Origin of the sequence: Clostridium sp. (genome assembly GCF_050717635.1) — a bacterium.
GTDB lineage: Bacteria > Bacillota > Clostridia > Clostridiales > Clostridiaceae > Clostridium_AD.
On the sequence record NZ_JBOITO010000013.1, the window covers coordinates 661756 to 687014 of the forward strand.

Annotated in this window: 21 protein-coding genes, 1 other RNA gene and 1 pseudogene; 20 read left to right on the forward strand and 3 right to left on the reverse strand. The window is 31.1% G+C overall.

Going from position 1 to position 25259, the window contains the following annotated elements:
- Positions 1-2: 2 nt before the first annotated feature.
- The 8 genes from ybeY (at position 3) to ppdK (ending at position 7703) form a co-directional block, all read left to right on the forward strand.
- On the forward strand, positions 3-503 hold the full coding sequence (gene ybeY, locus ACREWB_RS09075) for an rRNA maturation RNase YbeY (RefSeq protein ID WP_431547132.1): 501 nt from the start codon (positions 3-5) through the stop codon (positions 501-503).
- A 21-nt stretch (positions 504-524) separates the two neighbouring features.
- Positions 525-1223 (forward strand): diacylglycerol kinase, encoded by a 699-nt coding sequence (locus ACREWB_RS09080; RefSeq protein ID WP_431547133.1) that lies wholly within the window; start codon positions 525-527, stop codon positions 1221-1223.
- Positions 1224-1353: 130 nt separating this feature from the next.
- Entirely contained in the window at positions 1354-1752 is a 399-nt protein-coding gene (locus tag ACREWB_RS09085) for a cytidine deaminase (protein WP_431547134.1), read from the forward strand.
- Positions 1753-1803: 51 nt separating this feature from the next.
- Positions 1804-2685 (forward strand): GTPase Era, encoded by an 882-nt coding sequence (era, locus tag ACREWB_RS09090; RefSeq protein ID WP_431547135.1) that lies wholly within the window; start codon positions 1804-1806, stop codon positions 2683-2685.
- A complete protein-coding gene (gene recO, locus ACREWB_RS09095; protein ID WP_431547170.1) occupies positions 2682-3446 on the forward strand; it encodes a DNA repair protein RecO in 765 nt (254 codons plus the stop codon). Before era ends, recO begins: the two co-directional genes overlap by 4 nt.
- A gap of 44 nt (positions 3447-3490) precedes the next feature.
- Entirely contained in the window at positions 3491-4132 is a 642-nt protein-coding gene (locus ACREWB_RS09100) for a DUF4342 domain-containing protein (RefSeq protein WP_431547136.1), read from the forward strand.
- A 247-nt stretch (positions 4133-4379) separates the two neighbouring features.
- Complete coding sequence (ccpN, locus tag ACREWB_RS09105; protein WP_431547137.1) at positions 4380-5021, forward strand: transcriptional regulator CcpN; 642 nt, start codon at positions 4380-4382, stop codon at positions 5019-5021.
- Between the two features lie 45 nt (positions 5022-5066).
- Complete coding sequence (ppdK, locus tag ACREWB_RS09110; protein ID WP_431547138.1) at positions 5067-7703, forward strand: pyruvate, phosphate dikinase; 2637 nt, start codon at positions 5067-5069, stop codon at positions 7701-7703.
- 65 nt (positions 7704-7768) lie between these two features.
- Here ppdK and ACREWB_RS09115 read toward each other — a convergent pair whose 3' ends face one another.
- On the reverse strand, positions 7769-8839 hold the full coding sequence (locus tag ACREWB_RS09115) for a CotS family spore coat protein (protein ID WP_431547139.1): 1071 nt from the start codon (positions 8837-8839) through the stop codon (positions 7769-7771).
- A gap of 242 nt (positions 8840-9081) precedes the next feature.
- Here ACREWB_RS09115 and ACREWB_RS09120 point away from each other — a divergent pair, with 242 nt between their 5' ends.
- From ACREWB_RS09120 to rnpB, 7 genes are all read left to right on the forward strand, one after another.
- Positions 9082-10110, forward strand: coding sequence for a deoxyguanosinetriphosphate triphosphohydrolase (locus ACREWB_RS09120; protein ID WP_431547140.1), 1029 nt, complete (start codon positions 9082-9084; stop codon positions 10108-10110).
- A gap of 170 nt (positions 10111-10280) precedes the next feature.
- Positions 10281-12053 carry a DNA primase gene (gene dnaG / locus ACREWB_RS09125; RefSeq protein ID WP_431547141.1) on the forward strand — a complete coding sequence of 591 codons (1773 nt, stop codon included), beginning with the start codon at positions 10281-10283 and terminating at the stop codon, positions 12051-12053.
- A gap of 19 nt (positions 12054-12072) precedes the next feature.
- Positions 12073-13167, forward strand: coding sequence for an RNA polymerase sigma factor RpoD (gene rpoD, locus ACREWB_RS09130; protein WP_431547142.1), 1095 nt, complete (start codon positions 12073-12075; stop codon positions 13165-13167).
- Between the two features lie 103 nt (positions 13168-13270).
- A complete protein-coding gene (locus tag ACREWB_RS09135; protein WP_431547143.1) occupies positions 13271-14158 on the forward strand; it encodes a PH domain-containing protein in 888 nt (295 codons plus the stop codon).
- An 11-nt stretch (positions 14159-14169) separates the two neighbouring features.
- Positions 14170-14853: a tRNA (adenine(22)-N(1))-methyltransferase gene (locus tag ACREWB_RS09140; protein WP_431547144.1), complete on the forward strand. Its 684-nt coding sequence runs from the start codon at positions 14170-14172 to the stop codon at positions 14851-14853.
- The gene (locus tag ACREWB_RS09145; protein ID WP_431547145.1) at positions 14850-15665 is read left to right on the forward strand and encodes a Nif3-like dinuclear metal center hexameric protein; all 816 of its coding nucleotides are present in this window, start codon (positions 14850-14852) and stop codon (positions 15663-15665) included. The genes ACREWB_RS09140 and ACREWB_RS09145 overlap by 4 nt, the downstream gene beginning before the upstream one ends.
- 58 nt (positions 15666-15723) lie before the next feature.
- Positions 15724-16112: RNase P RNA component class A (gene rnpB / locus ACREWB_RS09150), an RNA gene on the forward strand.
- A gap of 15 nt (positions 16113-16127) precedes the next feature.
- Here rnpB and ACREWB_RS09155 read toward each other — a convergent pair.
- Positions 16128-16340 (reverse strand): tyrosine-type recombinase/integrase, encoded by a 213-nt coding sequence (locus tag ACREWB_RS09155; RefSeq protein WP_431547146.1) that lies wholly within the window; start codon positions 16338-16340, stop codon positions 16128-16130.
- A gap of 1164 nt (positions 16341-17504) precedes the next feature.
- Between ACREWB_RS09155 and ACREWB_RS09160 the strand changes: the two genes are divergently transcribed.
- The 5 genes from ACREWB_RS09160 (at position 17505) to ACREWB_RS09180 (ending at position 24189) form a co-directional block, all read left to right on the forward strand.
- Positions 17505-19247, forward strand: coding sequence for a serine hydrolase domain-containing protein (locus tag ACREWB_RS09160; protein WP_431547147.1), 1743 nt, complete (start codon positions 17505-17507; stop codon positions 19245-19247).
- Positions 19248-19497: 250 nt separating this feature from the next.
- On the forward strand, positions 19498-20169 hold the full coding sequence (locus tag ACREWB_RS09165; RefSeq protein ID WP_431547148.1) for a response regulator transcription factor: 672 nt from the start codon (positions 19498-19500) through the stop codon (positions 20167-20169).
- A 61-nt stretch (positions 20170-20230) separates the two neighbouring features.
- Positions 20231-21244 (forward strand): sensor histidine kinase, encoded by a 1014-nt coding sequence (locus ACREWB_RS09170; RefSeq protein WP_431547149.1) that lies wholly within the window; start codon positions 20231-20233, stop codon positions 21242-21244.
- A gap of 202 nt (positions 21245-21446) precedes the next feature.
- Positions 21447-22214, forward strand: a complete 768-nt coding sequence (locus ACREWB_RS09175; protein WP_431547171.1) for an ABC transporter ATP-binding protein — start codon at positions 21447-21449, stop codon at positions 22212-22214.
- A complete protein-coding gene (locus tag ACREWB_RS09180; protein ID WP_431547150.1) occupies positions 22204-24189 on the forward strand; it encodes an FtsX-like permease family protein in 1986 nt (661 codons plus the stop codon). Before ACREWB_RS09175 ends, ACREWB_RS09180 begins: the two co-directional genes overlap by 11 nt.
- A gap of 186 nt (positions 24190-24375) precedes the next feature.
- Here the strand turns inward: ACREWB_RS09180 and ACREWB_RS09185 are convergent.
- Positions 24376-24589, reverse strand: a pseudogene (locus ACREWB_RS09185) (IS3 family transposase); the annotation flags it as partial.
- Positions 24590-25259 lie beyond the last annotated feature (670 nt).

Below are 25259 nucleotides of genomic sequence, written 5' to 3' on the forward strand. Positions count from 1 at the left end.
GTATGATTTTTATGGATAATAGGCAAAATAAGATAGAAGTAACAAAGGAGCTCAAAAGCGTTATAAAGAATGTTATTGAATATACACTGAGTGAGGAAAAACTTCTTGTGGAAAGTGAAGTAAGTGTTATCTTTATTGATAATGAAGAGATCAGGGAGATAAATTTAAAACATCGTGGTATAGACGAAGTTACTGATGTATTATCTTTTCCTATGTTACATTATCCTGAAAATAAGGTATTTAAGGAAGTGTATACAAATTACAAGTTTGACCAAAATGATTTATATGATGGGAAATTAGTTGTTGGAGATGTTGCACTATCACTAGAAAAAGCAGTGCAGCAAAGCGAAGAATTTGGACATTCCACTACCCGTGAATGTGCTTATCTTACAGTGCATTCAATACTGCATCTTTTAGGCTACGATCACATAGAGGAAGCGCAGAAAAACATTATGAGAAAAAGAGAAGAAGAAATACTCGGTACTTTTAACATATATAGATAAAAGATTTGAAGGTGGTTGTGTATGAAAGTTAAAAAATTAGTTGATAGTTTGAATTATGCTATTGAAGGAATAATATATTCAATTCGAACGCAAAGAAATATGAAGATACATATGCTAGTGGCAATGTTAGTTCTTACTGCTACGTTTTTTTATGATTTGTCAAGAATAGAACTTTTAATTATAACGATGACTATAACACTAGTTATCGTGGCGGAAATGATAAATACTGCAGTAGAATGTGCCATTGATGCCACAACAAACTTTTACCACCCATTAGCAAAAATTGCTAAAAACGTAGCTGCTGGTGCAGTGCTGGTAACTGCTATAAATTCACTATTAGTGGGTTATGTGATATTTTGGGAAAGATTAACACCGTTTAACAAGTCAGTAATGGCAAAGATTAAAAAATCTGACACTGATACGACTTTTTTTATTCTAGTTATAGTTTGCATCGCAGTGGTAGTAATTAAGGCGATTTATGGTGAAGGAACACCGCTAAAAGGTGGTATGCCAAGCGGTCACTCAACTATAGCTTTTTCAGTGGCAACAGCTATAACATTATTAACTGCTGAGCCGTTAATTATGGTTTTAGCTTATTTTATAGCTGTAATTGTTGCACAAAGTAGAGTTGATTCAGAGATTCACTCCATCCTAGAAGTGATTTTTGGTGGTATTTTTGGGACGTTATTAACTTTGCTACTCTTTAAAGTTTTAGGATAATAAATTTTTATAAAATTTTATAATTATAATATTATTTGAAATACTGATATTTAGTGATATAATTGCTATACGTGATTTTTCATTGTTATTTATTTTCACAAAATTTAAATTATTTTACGGGGGTGTTCTAATGGATTATAAAAAGCTTGCTAAGCTTGCAATAGATGCTAGGGCAAATGCATATGTGCCATACTCGAAATTTAAGGTAGGCGCTGCGGTTGTTACTGAGGATGGATCAATATATACGGGGTGTAATATAGAAAATGCATCCTATGGTGCTAGTAATTGTGCCGAGCGAACTGCGATTTTCAAAGCTGTGTCTGAGGGACATAGAAAAATAAAAGCAATAGCAATAGTAGGGGATATGTCTACTAATACTTATCCATGTGGTATCTGCAGACAAGTTATAGTAGAATTTGCTACAACTGATATCCAAATTATATTAGTAAAAGATGAAGATAACTATATAACAAAGACTATGGAAGAAATATTACCAGGTGCCTTTACTAAAGAATGTTTACTGAAGTAAGAATTTACTAAAGTAAAAACAAATTACAAATGATAATTATAAGGAGGAAATATGTTTAAATCAGGATTCGTATCTATTATCGGAAGGCCTAATGTAGGGAAATCTACATTAATGAATTATATTATGGGGGAGAAACTATCAATTGTGTCTAGTAGACCTCAAACCACAAGAAACAATATACAAACTATTTTAACTACTAAAGAGTCTCAAATAATATTTGTGGATACTCCAGGAATGCATAAACCTAGACATAAACTAGGAGAATACATGGTTAAAGTAGCCAAACAATCCACAGATGCAGTAGACGTTATATTATTTATAACTACACCAGGTGATGAAATTGAACCAGGGGATAAGCATATTCTTGAAGATTTAAAAGATACTAAGATACCTGTTTTTTTATTAGTCAATAAGATTGATGAAAATACACAGGAAAGGGTAGCTAAAACTATTAAGTCTTATTCTGAATATTTTAATTTTAAAGAAATAATACCGATAGCTGCCATTAAAGGCAAAAATGTTGACATAGTTACTAATCTTTTAGGGGAACTTATGCCAGAGGGGCCATTATATTATCCAGAAGATATGATTACAGATCAGCAAGAAAGATTTATTATAACTGAGATTATAAGAGAGAAAGCTCTTAAATTATTATCTCAAGAGGTACCTCATGGAATAGCAATAGAAATTATTTCTATGAAAAGAGACAAAAACAATTTGTACAATATTGAAGTTAATTTGTTATGCGAAAAGGATTCACATAAGGGTATAATAATTGGCAAAGGTGGAAAAACACTTAAGCAGATTTCCACTTATTCAAGACAAGATATAATGAAATTCTTAGGCGAAAAAGTATACTTAAGATTATGGGTAAAGGTAAAGAAAGAATGGAGAGACACTTCAAGTATGCTCAAAGAACTTGGATATAAATAGGGGATGATGTTCTGTCTATTTTAAAAACTAGAGCTATAGTTATAAAAACACAAGAGTTTAAAGAATCTGATAAGCTTGTTTGGCTTTTTACTGAAGAGTTTGGAAAAATAACAGCCATAGCAAAGGGAGCAAGAAAAAACAAAAGCAAATATATATCATCCACATTACCTTGCTCATATGGAGAATTTGTACTTTTTAAAGGCAGGAATTTATATACAATAAACGAAATTACAATAATAGATTCTTTTCAACAATTATTAAGGGACTTAGATACAATTACCTATGCCTCTTATTTTGTTGAATTAATTGATATCGCAATGGAAAACGAGGATGTTAATAAGGAACTTTTTAAAGAGCTAGTCACTGCTTTTTATTTTATAAAAAATGACGTTATGGATATAGAAGTTCTAGCTAGAGCTTTTGAAATAAAGCTACTAAGAGCAACAGGGTACGGATTAAATTTTAGTAAATGTGTTAAATGTAGAAATAAAGTAGATACATCTAATAATATTGATTTGCAATCTTATGGACCTATTTGCAAAAATTGTGATAAATCAAACAGTATATATATATCAAACCCTACATATAATACATTAAAATTCTTAAATAATTTTGGTATGGATAAAATTAATAGAATAGTTGTATCCAAAACATCCAAACTGGAGTTATATAAATTTTTATCTTTTATCATTTCAGAGAATTATACTAGAAAGCCAAGGAGTTTAGAAATGTTCGATTATTTAAACCAATACAAAAACTAACAATTATTTTAAATAAAGTACAAATTATTAGGAGGTAGATTTTAATGGAAGAGATTACGCTGGAAAAAATTGACATAATTAAAGAACGGACAGGAGTTTCATATACTGAGGCAAAAGAAGCACTGCAAGAATGTGATAGCAATGTAGTTGATGCACTAATTTACATCGAGGCTAAACAAAAGAAATATCCTATATTTAATATGGATGAAGTATATACTACCAAGGAAGAATTTATAGTATGGATAAAGAATACTGTAAAAAAAGGCAATGTAACTAGAATTAAAATTAAAAAAGATGAAAATGTAGTTGTAGATATACCTGTTAACGCTGGTATTGCAGCAGGGCTAGTTGGATTATATATGCCACCTCTAATTGCACTAGGTTTATTAACAGCGGTACTTACAAAGGTTACTATTGAGATAACTAAAGCAGATGGATCTGTTGAAGTAGTTAATACTATTATCAAAAATACTGTAGAAGACTTAAAGGGCAGAATGAATGATATAAGTGAAGATGTAAAAGAAAAATATAACGATACAAAAGGTGGTTTTAGTAAAGATAGTAAAAGCAGTAAAGATAGTAATGATGAAAATGTATACCAATATACAGTAAAATTTGATAAAAACTTAGAAAAACAGGAAGAAAACGAATCAAAAAAAGAAGAAGAAAAAGAAAGTGAAGAATAACAAATTTTTTTAATTAAAAAGCCAGCAACTAATGTTGCTGGCTTTTTAAATGAAAGATTATTCATAGTACATAAAAATACTAAAAATTTTCATGAGATATTCTAAAACATTAAAAGATTCTACATTTCATTGTAATAATGTGGTACAATGTTTCAAATGGTATGTAAGATTTTACTAGAATAATAAATTTTGCAATCGTTTATATTTCAAATATATACCATGGTTAAAGCGCTAAAATAGGGAGAAGGTGGAAGCAATAAAATTAACACCAAGACAAGATGAGATAATTAGATTAGTTAAAGAAAATCCACCTATCACAAGTGAAAAACTAGCTAATAAACTAGGGGTCACAAGAGCTGCACTAAGGCCAGATTTGGCCATACTAACAATGACTGGTATATTAGATGCAAGACCTAAGGTTGGATATGTTTATTCTAAGAAACCTTCTTATAGTTTAGTTTATGACTATATAAGAAATATTAAAGTTAATGATGTAATGTCTAAACATGTAACGGCAACAGAAGAAACTATGGTTTATGATGCGATAGTACATTTGTTTTTAAATGATGTAGGTACACTATTTATAAATAATAATGGCAATTTAGTGGGAGCTGTTTCAAGAAAAGACTTCCTTAAAATGGCTATGGGTGGAACAGATATCCACAAAGTACCTGTAGGAATTATAATGACTAGAATGCCAAATATAGTGTTTGTTGAAAAAGAAGATAGTGTTTATTTGGCTGCACAAAGAATTATAGAACATGAAGTAGACAGTCTGCCTGTGGTAGAGAGAAAATTTGAAAATGGCAGAGAAGTTTTTAAAATTGTAGGCAAAGTGTCTAAAACTAATATTACAAGGTTGTTTGTAAAAATGGGTGAAAATGGTTAATAACCATTATCATATATAATTTAGAATCGAAGGGGTTGTATACAAATGGATAACAAAAAATATGTTTATCTTTTTAGTGAAGGTAACGCTTCAATGAAAAATCTTCTAGGAGGAAAAGGTGCAAACCTTGCCGAGATGACTAACCTTAAAATCCCAGTACCACAGGGATTTACAGTTACAACTGAAGCATGTAATAAATACTATGAAGATGGTAAGTTAATTGCATCTGAAATTATTAGTGAAATTAATTCAAAAATGACTGAACTTGAAAAAATTACAGGAAAGAAGTTTGGTAGTTTAGAAAATCCATTACTCGTATCAGTTAGATCTGGCGCAAGAGCTTCAATGCCGGGTATGATGGATACAATTTTGAATCTAGGGTTAAATGATGAAACAGTAGAGGTTATGGCAAAATTAACAAAAAATCCGAGATTTGCTTATGATTCTTACAGAAGATTTATCCAGATGTTTGCTGACGTTGTTATGGACGTTGAAAAAAGAAACTTTGAAAACATAATGGATAAGATGAAAGAAGAAAAAGGTGTAAAAATTGATACAGAACTAGACGCTAATGATTTAAAAAAATTAGTTAAAGAATTTAAAGCATTTTATAAAAAAGATAAGGGCGAAGAATTTCCAAGTGATCCAAAACGCCAACTAATAGATGCTATTTCAGCAGTATTTAGATCATGGGATAATCCTCGTGCTAATGTATATAGAAGACTCAATGATATTCCAGGTAGTTGGGGAACGGCAGTAAGTGTTCAAGAAATGGTATTTGGTAACAAAGGAGAAACATCAGGAACTGGTGTTGCTTTCTCTAGAAACCCATCTACTGGAGAAAAAGGAATATATGCTGAGTACTTAATGAATGCACAAGGTGAAGACGTTGTTGCAGGAATAAGAACACCAAACGATATATCACAACTTCACGAAGATATGCCAAAAGTATATGGCGAATTCATGGCAATTGTTAATACTCTTGAAAATCACTATAAAGATATGCAAGACATGGAGTTTACAATTGAAGATGGTAAATTATATTTCTTACAAACAAGAAATGGTAAGAGGACTGTACAAGCTGCCCTTAAAATTGCTGTAGAACTTGTTGAAGAAGGAATGTTAACACAAAAAGAAGCTGTTATGAAGGTTGAACCTAAACAATTAGATACATTGCTTCATCCTAATTTTGACACTGAAGAATTAAGAAAATCGAAAGTAATAGCTAAGGGACTTCCAGCATCTCCAGGCGCTGCTTGTGGTAAAGTTTATTTTTCAGCTGAAGATGCTAAGGAAAGACATGAAGCTGGAGAAAAAGTTGTTCTTGTAAGACTTGAAACTTCACCAGAAGATATTGAAGGTATGATAGCTGCAGAAGGTATCTTAACAGTAAGAGGAGGAATGACATCTCATGCTGCCGTTGTTGCAAGAGGAATGGGAAGATGTTGTGTTGCTGGCTGTGGAGATATAAAGGTTAATGAAGAAGCTAGAAATTTCCAAATAGGAAAGACTATTTATAATGAAGGCGACTTTATTTCTATGGATGGAAGCACAGGAAATATATATTCTGGAGCAATTAAAACAGTTGAACCTGAAATAAGTGGTTACTTTGAAATACTTATGGGCTGGGCTGATAGCATAAGAAGTTTAAAAGTTAGAACCAATGCTGATACTCCAAGAGATACTGCACAAGCAGTTAAATATGGAGCTGAAGGTATAGGCTTATGTAGAACAGAGCATATGTTCTTTGATGCTGATAGAATAATGGGTATAAGAGAAATGATAGTTGCTAAAGACGAAGCTAAGAGAAGAGTTGCACTAGATAAATTATTACCAATGCAAAGAGAAGACTTTATAGGAATATATGAAGAACTTGAAGGGAAACCAGCTACAATTCGATTCTTAGATCCACCACTACATGAATTCTTACCACATGATGATGGAGATATAAAAGAATTAGCAATTGAAATGGGTATAACTTTTGAAGAACTTAAAGGCACTGTTGAATCATTACATGAATTTAACCCAATGATGGGACATAGAGGCTGTAGACTTGCAGTATCATATCCAGAAATAGCTGAAATGCAAACTAGAGCGGTTATAGAAGCTGCTTTAGATGTTAAGACTAGAAAAGGATATAATATTGTTCCTGAAATAATGATTCCACTAGTTGGAGAAGTTAAAGAATTAAAATATGTTAAAGATATAGTGGTAAGGACAGCTGATAAAATTATAGCTGAAAGTGGCACTGATATGAAATATATGGTTGGTACAATGATAGAAATACCAAGAGCAGCACTTACAGCTGATTTAATAGCAAAAGAAGCAGAATTCTTCTCATTTGGAACAAATGATTTAACACAAATGACATTTGGATTTTCAAGAGATGATGCTGCAACTTTCTTAAAACATTATTATGAAAAGAAAGTTTACGAATTTGATCCATTCCAAAAACTAGACCAAACAGGAGTAGGTAAGCTTGTTCAAATGGCTGCTGAACTTGGACGTAAGGCTAGACCAAATATAAAACTTGGAATATGTGGAGAACATGGTGGAGATCCATCTTCTATTGAATTCTGTCACAATGTGGGACTTGATTATGTATCATGTTCACCATTTAGAGTTCCAGTTGCAAGACTTGCAGCTGCTCAAGCAGAGATAAACAATCCAAGAAAAAAATAGTATTTTAAATTAAAAGAAACAAATAAAAAGCCGCTGCATTGCAGTGGCTTTTTATTTGTTATGTTTTATTCTAAATTCACTTTGAATTTATTCCCAATGTAATCTTTAAGTTTACGTGCAAAGTCTAATTGATAGTCATTTTTATTAGTTCCGTTATCTAAGAGGTGTATAAAGGCTTTTTTATTACATTTATTAATATTACCATAATAATCCCTTGATATTTTCCAATACCTTTGAGGAAAAGCTAAATAAACAAGAATATATTTATAATCATCCAAGGTTAAAGGCAAGATTTTATTGTAAAGTTCTAAAAAACTTATTGCTATTTCTAAATCCCATTTTGTACTGTCTCTTTTTAGAAGTCTTCGCAAACAATAGGAGATATCGTGGGCGCAATAATCATATCTACATTTATCAAAATCGATTACCCATATATCATTATTATTATCAAAAATAATATTTTTATTAACATAATCAAGGTGACATAAGGATTTAGTAAGATTATTTGTATCCATGGTGCATGCAATGTCCCTAGAGCACTTAGCTAGTTTAATGCTTGAATCAAAATACCTAAGGTATAGATTTGAAAATGAATCATTATATTTATAAGCTAAATTAGAAAATTTAAGGAGACCTATATAATGTTTATATATAGAAGTACTAAGGGAACCGTAATCTTCCTTTATAGTACTTCCAAATATAGGTTTGAAGTTTATACTTGTTTTGTGCATATTTGCAAGGTTGCTTCCACATGCTAATATATGATCAATATTATCATAATCACATTTGATGCCATTAACCCAAGGGGTAAGTATAAATAGCATGTTACTATAGTTTACAAATCTACTATTAGTGATTGTAGGAAGTATACGAGGTACATTAATGTTATTTCTATATAGCCATTCTATAGCTGAGTATACAAATAGTAAATCTTTTACTGAGTAATAAACTTTTTTTAAACAGTAACACTCTTCAAAGTATTGCACTTTATATACAGCTCTTTGTTTATCAGTATCTTTAAATTTAATTTGTGTTATATCAGCATTAGCTAAGTTATATTGTGGGAGAATGTATTTTTTTACGTTTTCTTCGGATAATAAAGCTATGTTATTAAAGTTTTTAACCGTGGAGGGCATATCAACGCTCCTAATAAAATTATTACATTATTAGAATATTAATAAACTATTAATATTATACGTTTAAATATAAAAAAAAGGGAAATTTATTTAATTTGTAGAATACTAACTAAGACGATTAAAATAAATAAGGAGCTAAGACCATTAAAATAAATAAGGAACGTGAATATTGTTATTTTTCATGAGCCCTAAAAAAAGAACATAGTAATTTTATATATAGTCTTTAATTCAGGAGGAAGTTTATGAATATTCGTCAAAGAATAGAAGCCAGTGAAGTTAAGAACATTATACATTATGGGGCATTATCTTTAAACTCAAAGGGTAGGAGTGTAATAGAAGATGAGGATGAGGTAAGAACCTGCTATATGGTGGATAGGGATAGGATAATACATAGCAAATCATTTAGACGACTTCAACATAAAACCCAAGTATTCATAAAAACCAGTAGTGATCACTATAGAACAAGGTTAACACATACTTTAGAAGTTGCACAGATAGCTAAAACTATAGGCCGGGGTATAGGATTAAATGAAGACCTAATAGAAGCTATTGCTATAGGGCACGATATAGGGCATGTAGCCTTTGCTCATAATGGCGAAGAGGTGCTTAATAATATTTTAAAAGGCGGATTCAAACACAACGAAAATAGCATCAGGGTGCTGACAAAAATCGAAAAATCAGGAAAGGGACTTAATTTAAGTGCGGAAGTACTAGATGGAATTCTTCATCATAGTGGTTTTTCTAAGGAATATGGAAAAGCCTTTACTTTAGAAGGTCAGGTTGTTAGATATAGTGACAAGATTGCATATGTTAACCATGATATTGATGATTCTATAAGGGCAGGGTTATTAGTGGAATCTATGCTACCTAAGAGGTCTATTGGAATTTTAGGAGCAAGTCATAGCAAACGCATAAACACATTAGTTGTGGATTGTATTTACAATACATTAGATAACTTAGATAGAGGGTCTATAGGCGTTTCACTTAGTGAAGAGATTGGATGGGCATTGGGTGATTTACGTAACTTTATGTTCAATAATATATATAAGGGTGAAATGTTAAAAGAAGAAAGGAAAAAGGCACAATTCGTGTTAACACAGGTTTATACATATTACTATAACAATCCACAGGCTATGCCAGAAGTTTATAAAAACATAGTTCAGAATGAGGGATTAAATATAGGAGTAGCAGATTATATTTCAGGTATGAGTGATGATTATTGTTTAATGCTATTTAATAATTTATTTGTACCTAAGGTTGGTATTTATTAGTCCGAATTTATAAAAAAAGCCATTATTGAAGGAAATCTTTGTTTTATAAAGAATATATTATATGCAAATATTATTTTTTTTAAAAATATTGGATTTTAAAGAGGATAAAACAGTTTTTTGTCGAATAAAAATATATTGTGAATTTAAATAAGTAAGGTGGTAATAAACTATTGATTGCTGAAGATGTCATCCAAAAAATAAAAGAACAAAATGATATTGTGGATGTTATATCTGAAAGAGTTAAGCTTAAAAGAACAGGAAGAAACTATATTGGTCTTTGTCCTTTTCATAATGAGAAGAGTCCGTCGTTTACAGTATCTCCTGAAAAACAAATATATAAATGCTTTGGGTGTGGAGAAGCTGGGAATGTAATTAGCTATATTATGAAGGATAGGAACACAACTTTTCCTGAGGCTGTAAGGATACTCGCTGAAAGAGCTAACATTACTATAGATTTAGAAAGTGAACAAAGTAATGTGCAAAAAGACACCTATAATAAAATGTACAATATTAATGTAGAAGCAGCTAGGTATTTTTATAATAATTTAAGAAAGGATAAAGAGGCTGGATTATATTTCACCAAAAGAGGTATAACAGAGACTACTATGAAAAAGTTTGGTTTGGGGTTTTCCTTTGATAAATGGCATGGGCTTTTATCATACTTAAAAAATAAAGGATATTCGGAATTAGATTTGTTCAGTGTAGGATTAATTATAAAAAGTCCTAAAGGCTCCTATTATGATAGATTTAGAAATAGAATAATGTTTCCAGTGTTTGATTATAGAGGTAAAGTTATCGGATTTGGAGGAAGAGTTTTAGATGATTCAAAACCTAAATATTTAAATTCTCCGGAGACACCACTGTTTTATAAAGGGTTGAATCTTTATGGACTTAATTTTGTAATCAAAAACAATAAATCTAGAACAATAATAATTGTAGAGGGATATATGGATTGTATTTCACTTCAGCAGTATGGATTTTCAAATGTTGTTGCATCCCTTGGTACCGCACTTACTATTAATCAAGCAAAATTATTAAAAAAATATGTAGACACAGTTATTATTTCATTTGATGCTGATGTTGCAGGTCAGGCAGCAACACTAAGAGGTCTTGAGTTATTAAGGAATGAGGGATTTGACTTAAGGGTACTTCTAGTACCAAAAGGTAAGGACCCTGACGAATATATAAAAATGAATGGAAAAGAGGCTTTTCAGAAATTAGTTGATGAAGCACTGCCTCTAATAGATTATAGGATTAAAAGAGCTGGTGATGGAATAAATTTTTCGAATAGTGAAATGATAATACAGTATGCGAAAAAGATCACTGAAATTATTATAGATTTAGATCCTGTTGAAAAAGATGTTTATATAAAAAAGATTTCTGAGCAAACAGGGATCAAAGAACAAGCAATATATGACTTATTAAGAGAAGAAATCAACAAAAATACAAATAAAGTGAAAAAAATGAATACACATCAGGATTTTGGACAAAAATTATATTTAGAACTAGCTTATATTAAGGCTGAAAGAAATTTATTGAAATATATGTTTATAAATGAAGAAAATTGTGATCATATTATAAATAATATGTCAATTGATCAATTAGTACTTCAAAGTCATAAAATTATATATTCATTAATTGTTGGGTGTAAAAACTTATCAAAAGATGAAAAAATTAAAAATATAGAATTTAGATGTACTGATATAGAGTGCACAAAAGAATGGATAAACATAATTGAAATTGAGTTTGACGGGGAAGAAGAGGATTATAAAAAATTTATAAATGACTGTATAAAGGAATTAAAAAAATTCAAGTTAGAGGAGTCGAAAAAAGAAATTATGAATAAAATCAAAGAATATGAAACAAAGGGTTTGCTAGAAGAATCTATAGTGCTTGCACAAAAACTTTTAGATCTTCAAAAGGATATAAAGAAGTTATATTAAGTAGAAGGGAGGTAATAAGATGAAGGATAAAGCTGCAAAAATGTCTATAACCAAAAAACTTATTGAAAAAGGTAAGAAAAAGGGATCCTTAACTTATAAAGAAGTAATGGATGAACTTTATGAAATAGATTTAACACCAGAACAAATAGAAAAAGTTTATGAAGTTTTAGAATCAATGGAAATAGATGTTGTTGGGGATATGCATGATGTACCAGCAGGCGTAGGAGATAAATCTCAGACTGAACCAGAAACTGAAGAATTAGATGTTAGTATACCAGAGGGAATATCTATAGATGACCCTGTTAGGATGTATTTAAAAGAGATTGGTAAAGTTCCACTTTTAACATCTGCTGAGGAAGTTGATCTTGCCAAAAGAAACGAAGAGGGAGACCTTGCTGCCAAGAAGAAACTTGCAGAGGCTAATTTAAGACTGGTGGTAAGTATTGCTAAGAGGTATGTTGGGAGAGGAATGTTATTCCTAGATCTTATTCAAGAAGGTAATTTAGGACTAATTAAAGCTGTAGAAAAATTTGACTATAGAAAAGGATATAAATTTAGTACCTATGCTACTTGGTGGATTAGGCAAGCTATAACTAGGGCTATAGCTGACCAAGCAAGAACAATAAGGATACCTGTTCATATGGTTGAAACTATAAATAAGCTTATTAGAGTTTCAAGACAATTACTTCAGGAACTTGGACGGGAACCTCAACCAGAGGAAGTTGCTGAAATTATGGAAATGCCTGTAGGAAAAGTTCGTGAAATTATGAAAATAGCACAAGAACCAGTATCTCTTGAAACTCCTATAGGAGAAGAAGAAGATAGTCATTTAGGTGATTTTATTCCTGATGATGATGCTCTTGCACCAGCAGAAGCTGCTGCATTTACAATGCTCAAGGAGCAATTAATAAACGTTCTAGATACACTTACTCCAAGAGAAGAGAAAGTTCTAAGATTAAGGTTTGGACTAGATGATGGACGCGCAAGGACACTTGAGGAAGTTGGTAAAGAATTTAACGTAACTAGAGAAAGAATTAGACAAATTGAAGCTAAAGCACTACGTAAATTGAGACATCCAAGTAGAAGCAAAAAGTTAAAGGATTATTTAGATTAAACACCTTATATAGGGTGTTTTTTTTATTATAGTGCAAATATATGGAAAATCGTTTACAAGAGAGATTCCAATATGCTATAATGTGCAGTGAGAAGGTGATTAAATGGATAGTTTTATATCAAAGCGTGGACGTGGACTGGGGTTTATCCTTTTGATGACGGCATTATATAATATATTAATAATTATATTACTTCAAATTAATAACTCATACATAGTAGCTAGCATATTAGAAATATTACTGTGGGCATGCAATATATATGGAGTATATTACATCGTACTTTATTCAACAATCAAATGCATTATTGATGACCAAAATCTTTCGATTTATGCCATTTGGTCATTAAAGAAAATAGTAGTGCCATTAAATGAAGTTGAAGGGTATACTACAGCAACTGGTGAAATTAAAGGAGTTAAGCTTTATGGAATGGCTTCTAGTAGATTTGCAATGGGCAGATTTGTAATTGATAAAATAGGTATTGCTAGAATGTTTGTTACAGATAATGAAAAAATATTCTATATAAAAACAAAATATATGACTTATGCAGTGTCACCTCTAGATTATAAAAAGTTCGAGGAACATTTGGTAGATCATGATATACAGGTAGTAGAGTGGAAATGCAAAGTTAATAACAGTTATAATCTACATAAAGATAAGCATTTCATTTTACCCTTAATAGGAGTAAGTATAGTAATACTAATCTTAACTCTAAATCCATTTATATTATATTTAAAAGATATTATACCGGGTGTTATGCCCTTAAGCTTTGATGCGAAATTTAACCCTATAAAATTGGGTACGGGAAAGCAATTTGCGTTTACCCAAATGATTTATGGTGTATTAAATATGATCTTACTATTTTGTATGTATTATGCAAGTTATTTTTGTGCAAAATATGATAGAAAATCTGCATATAAGTATATTTATGTGTCATTAGCGGTGGCAATGATATTTTTATTTATGCAGTTTAAAATATTAATTAATTTTAGATAAGGATGTAATTTATGGAACTCAGTATAAGATTAAAAGCAATTGTAAATATGATGGATAAATGTGACAATATCATAGATGTAGGCACGGATCATGGGTATGTACCTATTTATTTAGTTAAAAATGGGTTTATAAAGAGTGCCATTGCATCTGATATAAATAGTGGACCAGTTGAGAAGGCTAAAAAAAATATTCTTAAAAACAATGTATATTCTCAAATTAGTTGTAGAAAGGGAAGTGGATTGTCTACCGTTAAAGATGGGGAAGTAAAAGTAGCTATCATCGCTGGGATGGGTGGAAATTTAATAAGAGACATATTAGAGGCAGACCTTGCTGTTGTTAAAAAATTAAAATATGTGGTACTTCAACCAGTTCAAAATGCTGAAATTTTGAGAGAGTATTTGTATACTACCGGATATGATATTATTAAAGAAGATATTTGTCTTGAGGATGGAAAGTTTTATGAAATTATTAAAGCTAAATATAATACTGTGCCAGTAGTATTAGATAGTATATATTATGAGATAAGTAAAACATTATTGGATAAAAAACACCCTGTAATGCAGGAGTTTATAGAATATAAATTAAAAAAATATTCGAAAGTATATAATAGATTAAATGAGGATACAATTGCAGCTAAAAATAGAAAAGTGCAATTATATCATGTAATAAAGACACTTAAGGAGTTCTTAAAATGATTTTAAAAGTAGAAAACGTCCAGCATATTATGGAAGAATATGCGCCTTCTATCCTAAGTGAAGATTATGATAATGTTGGACTAATGGTTGGGGATAGAGATGTAGAGGTTACAAAAATTTTAATTGCATTAGATTGCACAATAGATGTAATTCATGAGGCGGTGGACATGGGATGCAATTTTATATTGACTCATCATCCTCTTCTTTTTATTAAACCTAAGACAATAACTAGTGATACATTAATAGGTGTGAAGATAATGGAACTTATAAAAAATAATATTGCTCTTTTTGCAAGTCACACAAATTTAGATTCAGTTAAAGGTGGTCTTAATGATATAGCCACAGAAATGTTAGGATTTAATGAAAGCAAGGTAATGGAGTCATCAATAATTCCAGGTTATGATAATGGGCATAATGGTATTGGACGTCTAGTTACTTTAGATAATCCTATTTTATTAATTGAACTGTGTGAAAAGGTTAAAAAAGTCTTTAATGCTGTGCAAATTAGATATGTAGGAGAGGATAATAGGGAAATCAAGACTATTGCTATTATAAATGGTAGTGGGGAAGATTTTTTTGAGATATCTAGGGCTCTTAAAGCAGATTGCATAATTACAGGGGATACAAAATATCATGGCGCTTGTGATCTCAAAGAGCAAGGTACATCATTAATTGATGCCGGTCATTTTATAACAGAGTGGCTTCCTTTTCAAATTTTCGGAAAGATTTTTCAGGAAAAGTTAAGAGGTAAGGGTTATAGTAATGAGGTACTGATTTCAAAAAGTACTGTGGATACTTATAAGTTCATATAACTAATGTTGTTAAAATATTATTTGATTTTTGGTCTATAGTATGATATTATATTCCTTGTGAGTAAGCCAGACAATCGCTGCTGAATGCTGTTTTACAGTATGTCAGGAGAGGAAAGTCCGAGCTCCATAGGGCAGGGTGCTGGATAACCCCCAGTGAAGGTAACTTTAAGGAAAGTGCAACAGAGATATACCGCTAAAGGTATTCTTATAGTTTAGCTTGCTAAGCTATTTTAATATACTAGCAAGGATGGAAAGGCGAGGTAAGAGCTCACCAGCGCAATGGCGACTTTGCGGCTATGTAAACCCCACTTGGAGCAAGATCGAATAGGAGAACATTTTGGGACGGCCCGTCTCGTTCTCGGGTGTATCGCTGGAGCCTATTGGTAACAATAGGCCTAGATAGATGATTGTCTAATACAGAACTCGGCTTATAGGTTTAGTCACACTATGGAAAACACTATGTTAATCGCATGGTGTTTTTTTATTTGCCACCGGTTTGCCACCCAAAATATTATTTAATTTTTCTGTAGCGTTTTTTTGCATATCTTTATTGACATGACTATATATATTTAGAGTTGTATTTATATCTTTATGGCCAAGTCTTGTTTGAATAGTTTTGAAGTCTATACCCTGGGATAATAACAAAGTTGCATTTGTATGTCGAACAAAATCCAAACGTTTGGATTTCCTTCGTTATCCAAACCTTTATAAAATCCAAACCTTTTTCAAATATGCCTGATATTTAAGGATTTTACTGAAAAAAGGTTTGGATTTTTTTCATTACTTTTTCATTGACTTAACAGCACAGAATTCTGCCAGTTCACCTTTTACATTTTTCCATTTCTTTGATACCCTTTTTTCGTTCTCATCTTCATGTCTCCTGTTTGGGTGTACTTAAAATATACATCTGTATAACATGTATATTCCTTTAAATCAACAGCTGCCACGATTTTTCTAATTTCCCGTTTGAACCTGTCAACATATTTTTGAGTACCCGTTTATCAACATGTAGGAAATGAGTTTGGGATAATTATCACGTAGGTTTTGCACATTTATTAGTATGTCCTCCTATTTCATTTGATAAGAAGAGAATGCACTAGAAGAATAAAATCCAAACCTTTTCAAGATGAAATGACTGAAATATAAGACTTTCATCAAAAAAGTATGGATTTTATTTAAGTTTGGATAACTCAAATCATGAAATCTTATTTTCTTATTAATATTAGCTATAGTTAATATTTTTTTTAATTTATTCAAATAATACATTGGATGTATGCGTGATCCATTTTCCCAAGTGAATATAAAATCATATTCTCTTTCATTAAAAATATTTTTAATGCTGAAATCTCCATATTTCAATTTATTCTCATTCTGCCTTATGTGAGTAGAGGGGCAAGAGATTATCTATTCCCCCTTACTTAAGATTATATCTTATACATAAAAATAACAATGCAGCACTTAGGGGGACCACAGCGCAGCATTGTTTTCTTTAGTTATTAATAAAAAGGATTGGTATTTAAAGTATAGACAAATCCGAAAAATATATTCACTGTATTCAACCAAAACGTGGCAGTTAAATCGATTGATTATAAAGCATATAAAGTATATAAAGTTTAGGAGTAAGAATTGAGTTAAATTTAACTGAAATTGTATAGAAGTTCTTTATATAAAAAGAGAAATTTAATATATCAGTAAAAATCTACTTATAGTTATAATTGCAAACAAGGGTATTAACAAAGTGACAAGTCTATTAAATGTATAATTAATGAGGTGAGGAAACTGCCCTTTTTTATATGTGTATTGATGAACAGGGTTTAATAAGGTAATTACTATTGCCGTTTGGGTTCCATTGCTACACATACCCCTATTTACAGTATAGGGGCAGCCGTTGCAGTAATAAAAGACGATAAAGTGATATTAAATAAAGCTTATGGGTATGCAAATCTTGAAAAACAAACCTTACTTGATAATAGTAGTCAAGTTTTTGAGTGGGGTTCTGTAACAAAGTTGGTTACTTGGGTATCTGTAATGCAGTTGGTGGAAGAAGGACGTCTTGATTTAAATAAAGATATCAAGACATACCTACCAGATAACTTTTTGACGAAATTAAAATATGAGAAACCCATTACTTTATTAAATTTAATGAATCATACGGCTGGATTTGAGGATTATCTTCTTGATTTAGGGTTTAAAACACCAGATAGTATTAAACCTTTATCTGAAGGACTTAAACTTGCAGAACCAGATCAAGTATATGAACCCGGTACAGTGATGTCATATTCAAATTTTGGTGCAGCACTTGCGGGCTATATCGTAGAAAGGGCATCAGGCATGGAGTTTTATGAATATGCAAATAAAAATATATTTGACCCTTTAGGGATGAAGCATACGTCTATTCAACCAACACTAAAGGACAAGAAGTTTTTATTTGATAATAAGCCTATGGGATATACGTGGCAGGGTAATAATAATTTTGGACTAGGCTCATGGACATATGTATCGCTTTATCCCTGCGGTGCAGCAAATGGGACGGTTGCAGATATGGCTAAATTTGCTTGTGCATTTATGCCGAAGGAAAATGAAAGTTCACCATTATTTAAAAATAAGAACACTTTGAAGGAGCTATTATCAACAAGTTACTCTGTAGTTGATGGACTTCCAGGAGTTGCGCATGGACTTATGGAAGCTACGAACGATAAAAGCATATTATTTCATCCAGGGAGTACAATTTGTTTTTCAAGTATGCTTGCATTTAAGCCAGATGAAAGATTTGCTATTATTATAGCCTCAAACCAAGGAAGTGAATCTCAAGTAGTATTTGGATTAACAAAAGAGCTTCTATTTGGTAAAGGTGTTGATGTCAGTACTGATATTGTCACTGATTATAAGGACGTAACAACTGCTCATACATATCTTCCAGCTCGATATCAGCATGGTGGATATTTGGAGATACTTGGCTACATGTCCTATTTGAATCTAGATAAAGTAGATAATAAAACTATTACTTTAAAACAACTTGGACACGGTTTAGTATTTACTAAAAAGAAGAATGGTATATATACAAGGGATAGTGATAAGGATGCAATCTACCTATCAGTGGTAGATAATAAAGTTGAGAAGTTTTGGTTAAGCGGCATGGAGTATGTACCTGCTCCTAAAATTAGATCAGAAATTTGGCTTGTTGTTAGTGTAATAACACTGGTTTTGTCAGGGTTGTATTTTATTATTGCAAACATTGTTGGAGCTATTCAATGGATTGTATCTTTTGTAAAGAAGAAAAAGAAGAAATTAATATATAAATTAGTAGCATTACTGAATCTATGTGGTCTGCTTATGATTATTAACCTTATTTTATTCTTTGTGCGTTCATTACCTTGGCCTGATTCTAGTGTTGTAAAGATTCATATAGTATTTGTGTATATTCTTTCAGTGGGTATGATTGCTTTAATAGGATTTATATGCAAGGCTTTGAGAACGTCGGATCTGAAGAAACTGCAGAAAGTTTCTATTATACTAGCTAACATTATAGCAGTGTTATTCATAATAGTAATAAAATATTGGGGATTTTATTCTATAAATTAAAGCATTGTAATTGCAAATAATATCCAATGTCCACACCTGAGTTGGCACTTTTGCTATATGTGTGTGTGGATATTTTACTCTGATGGTTTTAAATTATGAAATTTCTTGAAATATGGAAAAACAAAGCATAAATATGACAAATATCTTATCTTATGTAAGTATCTGTGTTAAAATAAACAGAAGGACATCCTTTATTTTTGAATACGAGACAAAGAATTGAAATTTTAATTTAGAGTAAGGTGAGTGATGAATGTTTAAAATTATGGTTGTTGAGGATGACAAAAGCATCAGAGATGAACTTACAGTACTACTTCGTAATGCAATGTATGAAGTTGCTACCGTGACTGATTTTACTAAGGTTGCTAATACATTTAAACAGGAGGAGGCAGATTTGATTTTGTTAGATGTTAACCTGCCTGAAACCAGTGGACTAAAAATCTGTGTGGAAATCCGCGCTTTTTCTGAAGTGCCAATTATATTTGTCACTAGCTGTAACACGTCTATGAATGAACTTAATTGTATTAATATGGGGGGAGATGACTATGTTACAAAGCCATATAATTCAGCTGTATTATTGGCTAGAATTTCTACAATGTTAAAGAGAGTTTATGGACAATTAAATAAAGAAAATCATCTATTAGTATATAAAAATCTTGAATTAAATTTAGCAACTGCCATGGTTTTATATAACGGTAAAGCTGTAGAATTAACGAGAAATGAATTGAAAATAATGTATTATTTGTTTCAGAATACAGAAAAAATCATACCTAGAGTGGAGATTATAGAATATCTTTGGAACAATCAAATGTATATTGATGATAATAATTTGAGCGTCAATATAAAAAGAATAAGAGTAAAATTAGAAGAAATTGGTGCGATGGATTTCATAGAAACAAAAAGAGGTCTCGGATATAAAGTATAAAAAAAGACTTTGTATATTTCTATAACAGACTTATTAGTTAATATCTAGACTTGGAGGAATTATGAATTTTGGAGATTATTTTAACGATAAAATTGAATCTATTTTACTGAATATATCATGTGCCCTTGCATTATCGGCGTTTTTATATGTAATGGGGAATGATCTAGGGGTAATTGCTCTTATTTTAGTAGCGTGGTCAATTGTGTTCATAGGGCATATTATTGTAAACTATATAAGTAGGAGGAAATATTTTAATCGAATTAAGAGCATGTTAGGTATACTAGAGCAGAAGTACCTAATTTCTGAGATGATTGGAAACCCAGATAGATTAGAAGATAAAGAGTATGTTTCAATCTTAAAAAGAGCTTCGAAATCTATGACAGAACAGGTAAATAGTATTAAATATGATAGTCAAGAATATAAAGAATATATTGAAATCTGGATTCATGAGGTTAAGCTACCAATAACATCAATTCAGTTAATGTGTGAAAATAATAAGACTGATGTAACTCGTAAGATTCTTTTAGAACTTAGAAAAATAGAGAATGATGTGGAGAAAGCTCTTTATTATGCCAGATCCAATGAAGTTTGGAAAGATTATATGATTCAGGAAATAAATATGGATAAAGTTGTAGAATATACAATCAGTAAAAATATACAGTTCTTTATTCAAAATGCCATTCAAATAGAAAGAAGTTGCCAAAACACTTATGTTTACACAGATGGAAAATGGATGGAATTTATAGTAAATCAGTTATTAGTCAATGCAGTTAAATATAAGAAGCATCAAGATTCTATGATAAAGATATATACACAAGAGATGAAAAATGGTATAGCATTGGTTATTTACGACAATGGAATAGGAATAAAAAAAAGTGAGATTAATAGAATCTTTAATAAAAGTTTTGTTGGGAGTAATGGAAGAAAAACAGAGAAGTCAACAGGAATGGGACTATATCTTTGTAAAAAACTATGCGATAAACTTGGCTTAGAGATTTATGCAGAATCTGAAATAGATAACTATACGAAGATTATAATAAACTTTCCGAAAGGAGAATTTATCTTACAAAACTGAAAGATAAATGTAATGTTGTTAGATACAATAAGTTTAATATTTGTTTTATAATAAGATAAGCTTAGGTTTTGCAGAAGAAGTTAAAGACATTTCAGAAGGAAAATCTCCTTTTGAAGTCTAATATTGTAGTATAGAAGATGTTTGTATAACTGTAAAGCTTGATGATGTAGCTTATATTATTTGAGAGGGAGAGATGATGAAGATGAATGAAATTCTTAAAATTAGTAATATTGAAAAATACTATGGAAAAAAGGGGAACATCACAAAAGTATTAGAAAATGTAAGTTTTGGTGTGGAAAAAGGTGAATTTGTAGGAATTATGGGGGCTTCTGGCTCTGGAAAGACCACTTTACTAAATGTTATATCAACAATTGACACAGTAACTGCTGGACATATCTTCTACGATGACACTGATATTACAGAAATCCCAGAAACAAAACTTGCAAGTTTTAGAAGAAAGAACTTAGGGTTTATATTTCAAGATTTTAATTTACTAGATACACTTACCATTGAAGAAAATATTTCCTTGGCTTTAACAATCAACAATGTAAACATAGATGAAATTGAAGGTAAAATAGAAAAAATTGCAAATGATTTGGGCATATTTAAGATATTAAAGAAATTCCCATATGAAGTATCTGGTGGAGAGAAACAAAGATGTGCTTGTGCAAGGGCACTTGTTAATAATCCAAAACTTATTTTGGCAGATGAGCCAACTGGTGCACTAGATTCAAAATCTGCACAAATGTTATTAGAATCTATAACTACTATGAACAAAAGTCTATTGGCAACGATTTTAATGGTTACTCATGATCCTTTTTCTGCTAGTTATTGCACTCGAATTCTATTTTTAAAGGATGGAAAAATATTCAATGAGTTAGTACGCGGAGAGAAAACCAGACATCAATTTTATAGTGAAATTTTAGATGTTTTATCACTCCTTGGAGGTGACACGAGCAATGCTAGCTAAATTGGCATATCGTAATGTAAAAAGATCTATGAAGGATTATTATATATACATTATAACTATTACAATCGTTGTATCGTTAATGTTTGCTTTTAATTCTATGATGTTTTCTGATATGATTCGCGGAATGAATAGTCATATGACAGACTATATGTTTTTACTTGTTTTCTTTTCCATTATCGTTGTCATTATTGTTGCTTGGCTTATTAACTATATGACTAAATTTATGCTTGATAAACGAAGTAAAGAGTTTGGAACGTACTTATTACTTGGTATGGAAAATATTAAAATATCCCAATTATTTCTTTATGAAAATGTTTTGCTAGGAATTATTTCATTTATTTTTGGTGTTATTTTGGGGAGTTTTATATTCCAAATACTGACAGCTGTAGTTACGATGTTTTTTGGAAGAGATTATAATGTTGAGATAGGATTTAATTTTAAGGCATTATTGCTTACAATTGTTTACTATGGTGCAATCATGTTCCTAGTTGTATTAAAAAACAACAAAAGACTAAAGAAAATGAAAATATATGAATTACTTTATGCAGATAAAAGGAATGAAGTAGTTAAAATCAAAAACGTAACGAGAAATTGTGTTATGGTTGCATTATCACTCATTGCAGGAATCGTGGCACTGAATGGTGCACCGGTTATTGTTACTTTGGTTTGTGTCGTATTTTTTATCTATAACTTTTATATTGGAATATCAAGCGTTATTATTTTGATATTTTTAAAATCTAAGCGTCTGAAATATAAGAAAACTAATTTGTTTATATTCCGTGAACTATCCTCTAAGCTTAATACAATGGGATTTACCATGGGAACTTTAGCAGTACTATTTACCCTAACATTACTAAGCAGCAATTATGCAGTTGGAGTAAGTAGCTTCAAGGGTGAAATAGAGAAGAGTGTTCCCTTTGATACTTGTCTTACAGTACTTAGCAAGGATGAAAAATTTGATAAAGTATCTGCTTATATGGAAAAAAATGATTGGGTAAAGGAAAGTATTGTGTATCGTATTTATAAGGGTGAAAATAATACGTTTACGAAGATACTATCTCAGAAGAAGGGTTTAGGTGGTTTTTTTAAGTATGATACCTATTTGAAAGTAAGCGATTATAATGTTTTAAGAAAATTTTTAGGTTTAAAGGAAATAACACTTAATGATAATGAGTTCTTAGTTCATTCGAATTCTTCAGTAGCAGATTATTATACTGCGTATACTAAAAAAAATCCGACCATGGATATAGAAAATATAAAGTATTCATGCAAGGGGGTTTATTCAGAGGATTTTTCGCAAAATGGACAGAATGGGGCTGGCTTTATATTGGTAGTACCAGATGACGCTATAAGTCAAATGGAAGTATATTATTCACAATATGCAGCAAGTACGAAAAAACAGCCAAATGAAAAACTCTATAGTGATCTTAAAAAATATGTAAAACAGGATGCAGAGAATTGGGCAAGTGCTAATCATAGACCTAACGAACTTGATCATGGTATGGGAATCAATAGTGTTTATTTGATTTTTGATAATATTATGGTTAGAAATGGAGGGCTTGATTATGAGGTTAAGGCCGCTCTTATCACAGTGGTTTCATCTATTTTCTATGTAGCATTGGTATTTTTAAGTGTTGCATTGACAGTGCTTGCTGTTCAACAATTAAGCGACTCTGCAAAGTACAAGCAAAGATATAAGATATTAAATCAATTAGGGCTTGACGACAAGCAGCGAAATAAATTGGTGTTTAAGCAACTGTTAATTTACTTTTTGTGGCCAATAGTCATTCCTATCATAATAAGTTTCACTGTTTCAATGAAGTTAAATAAACAGCTTTTAGTGGGAACAAAGATTGCAGCAACCACTTATACCTTCTATGGAGCAACACTTGGTCTATTCTTAATAGTTTACTGTATTTATTTTGCGGCTACCTACGTAGGATTTAAAAGGAATATTAACCAAAAGAGTAGTTAATAATAATGAAGAAAGAAGCTATAATTTGGTACCTTTGTCAAGGATAATATAAAAAAGAGTGTTAAGAAGCTAAAAGATGATTTCGGTATTGTGATATGATCCCCTTAAAGTGAAGTGAATCCAAAAAATTGAACAAAGTATTTCATGTATGGGACCAGTAGTTTAATGTAACTGCTGGTCATTGTATTATACTACTGATTTTCTATAATTAACTGGACTTAGCCAATTCAAATTATGTTTGATTCGATCATCATTATAGTATTTTACATACTGTATTAAATTCCCTCTTTATTTCTTTCATTGATGTAAATTCCTTTATATACAATAGTTCAGTTTTTAAAATACTAAAAAAATTTTCTACTACTGCATTATGATGACAGTTTGTATTATGTGACATACTTTAATGCCAGGGGGTAAGCTTGTAGCATCTGTGTTGAGAAAGCTAAAAAATTAGCAAGGCCTGTAGGTTATGATTATCTTGATTTGTTGGACATTAGATATAATCAGCTCCGCAGACACACGTAAGCGATAGAACACATACCGCTACCTAAAAAGACAGCTCCACATTAGCCTGTGAAGCTGTTTCTTTTAATAAAATCCTTCTTTAGCAATTTTTTTTATGTAGTTATACTGTTTATGAATAAGTTTCTTAAACTCAGCGTCTGATAACTCATTATATATAGCAATGCCTTCTTCATAAATACATTAAGCGGTGGCAAATTTATGGTTTGCCACCTATTTGCCACCGCTCTATAAAATATTAATGAATAAAGATAGTCATAATTTAATATGAAAAACCTGTTAAACATAGTATAATCATTGCTTAACAGATATAAGAAAATATAAGAAAATCCATATAAATAATGAAAAGGTTGAATACAGAACTCGGCTTATAGGTTTAGTCGCATTGAAAACACTATGTTTAACGCATGGTGTTTTTTTATTTGTGCGCCCGGCATGGGCGCAATCTAACGGGTGTAAGTCCCGAGTGCGGGTTGATAGTGCCAAGCACATAGCCGACACCAAGGGTGTCCTTAGCGATGAGGAATCTGAAGGAAGGTCTAGGCAAA

Excerpts from the sequence above, each read along its gene's own strand:
- ybeY (WP_431547132.1), top strand. The coding sequence starts at position 3 with ATGATTTTTATGGATAATAGGCAAAATAAGATAGAAGTAACAAAGGAG.
- ACREWB_RS09080 (WP_431547133.1), top strand. The coding sequence starts at position 525 with ATGAAAGTTAAAAAATTAGTTGATAGTTTGAATTATGCTATTGAAGGA.
- ACREWB_RS09085 (WP_431547134.1), top strand. The coding sequence starts at position 1,354 with ATGGATTATAAAAAGCTTGCTAAGCTTGCAATAGATGCTAGGGCAAAT.
- era (WP_431547135.1), top strand. The coding sequence starts at position 1,804 with ATGTTTAAATCAGGATTCGTATCTATTATCGGAAGGCCTAATGTAGGG.
- ACREWB_RS09100 (WP_431547136.1), top strand. The coding sequence starts at position 3,491 with ATGGAAGAGATTACGCTGGAAAAAATTGACATAATTAAAGAACGGACA.
- ppdK (WP_431547138.1), top strand. The coding sequence starts at position 5,067 with ATGGATAACAAAAAATATGTTTATCTTTTTAGTGAAGGTAACGCTTCA.
- ACREWB_RS09115 (WP_431547139.1), bottom strand. The coding sequence starts at position 8,839 with ATGCCCTCCACGGTTAAAAACTTTAATAACATAGCTTTATTATCCGAA.
- ACREWB_RS09120 (WP_431547140.1), top strand. The coding sequence starts at position 9,082 with ATGAATATTCGTCAAAGAATAGAAGCCAGTGAAGTTAAGAACATTATA.
- rpoD (WP_431547142.1), top strand. The coding sequence starts at position 12,073 with ATGAAGGATAAAGCTGCAAAAATGTCTATAACCAAAAAACTTATTGAA.
- ACREWB_RS09135 (WP_431547143.1), top strand. The coding sequence starts at position 13,271 with ATGGATAGTTTTATATCAAAGCGTGGACGTGGACTGGGGTTTATCCTT.
- ACREWB_RS09140 (WP_431547144.1), top strand. The coding sequence starts at position 14,170 with ATGGAACTCAGTATAAGATTAAAAGCAATTGTAAATATGATGGATAAA.
- ACREWB_RS09145 (WP_431547145.1), top strand. The coding sequence starts at position 14,850 with ATGATTTTAAAAGTAGAAAACGTCCAGCATATTATGGAAGAATATGCG.
- ACREWB_RS09165 (WP_431547148.1), top strand. The coding sequence starts at position 19,498 with ATGTTTAAAATTATGGTTGTTGAGGATGACAAAAGCATCAGAGATGAA.
- ACREWB_RS09170 (WP_431547149.1), top strand. The coding sequence starts at position 20,231 with ATGAATTTTGGAGATTATTTTAACGATAAAATTGAATCTATTTTACTG.
- ACREWB_RS09175 (WP_431547171.1), top strand. The coding sequence starts at position 21,447 with ATGAATGAAATTCTTAAAATTAGTAATATTGAAAAATACTATGGAAAA.
- ACREWB_RS09180 (WP_431547150.1), top strand. The coding sequence starts at position 22,204 with ATGCTAGCTAAATTGGCATATCGTAATGTAAAAAGATCTATGAAGGAT.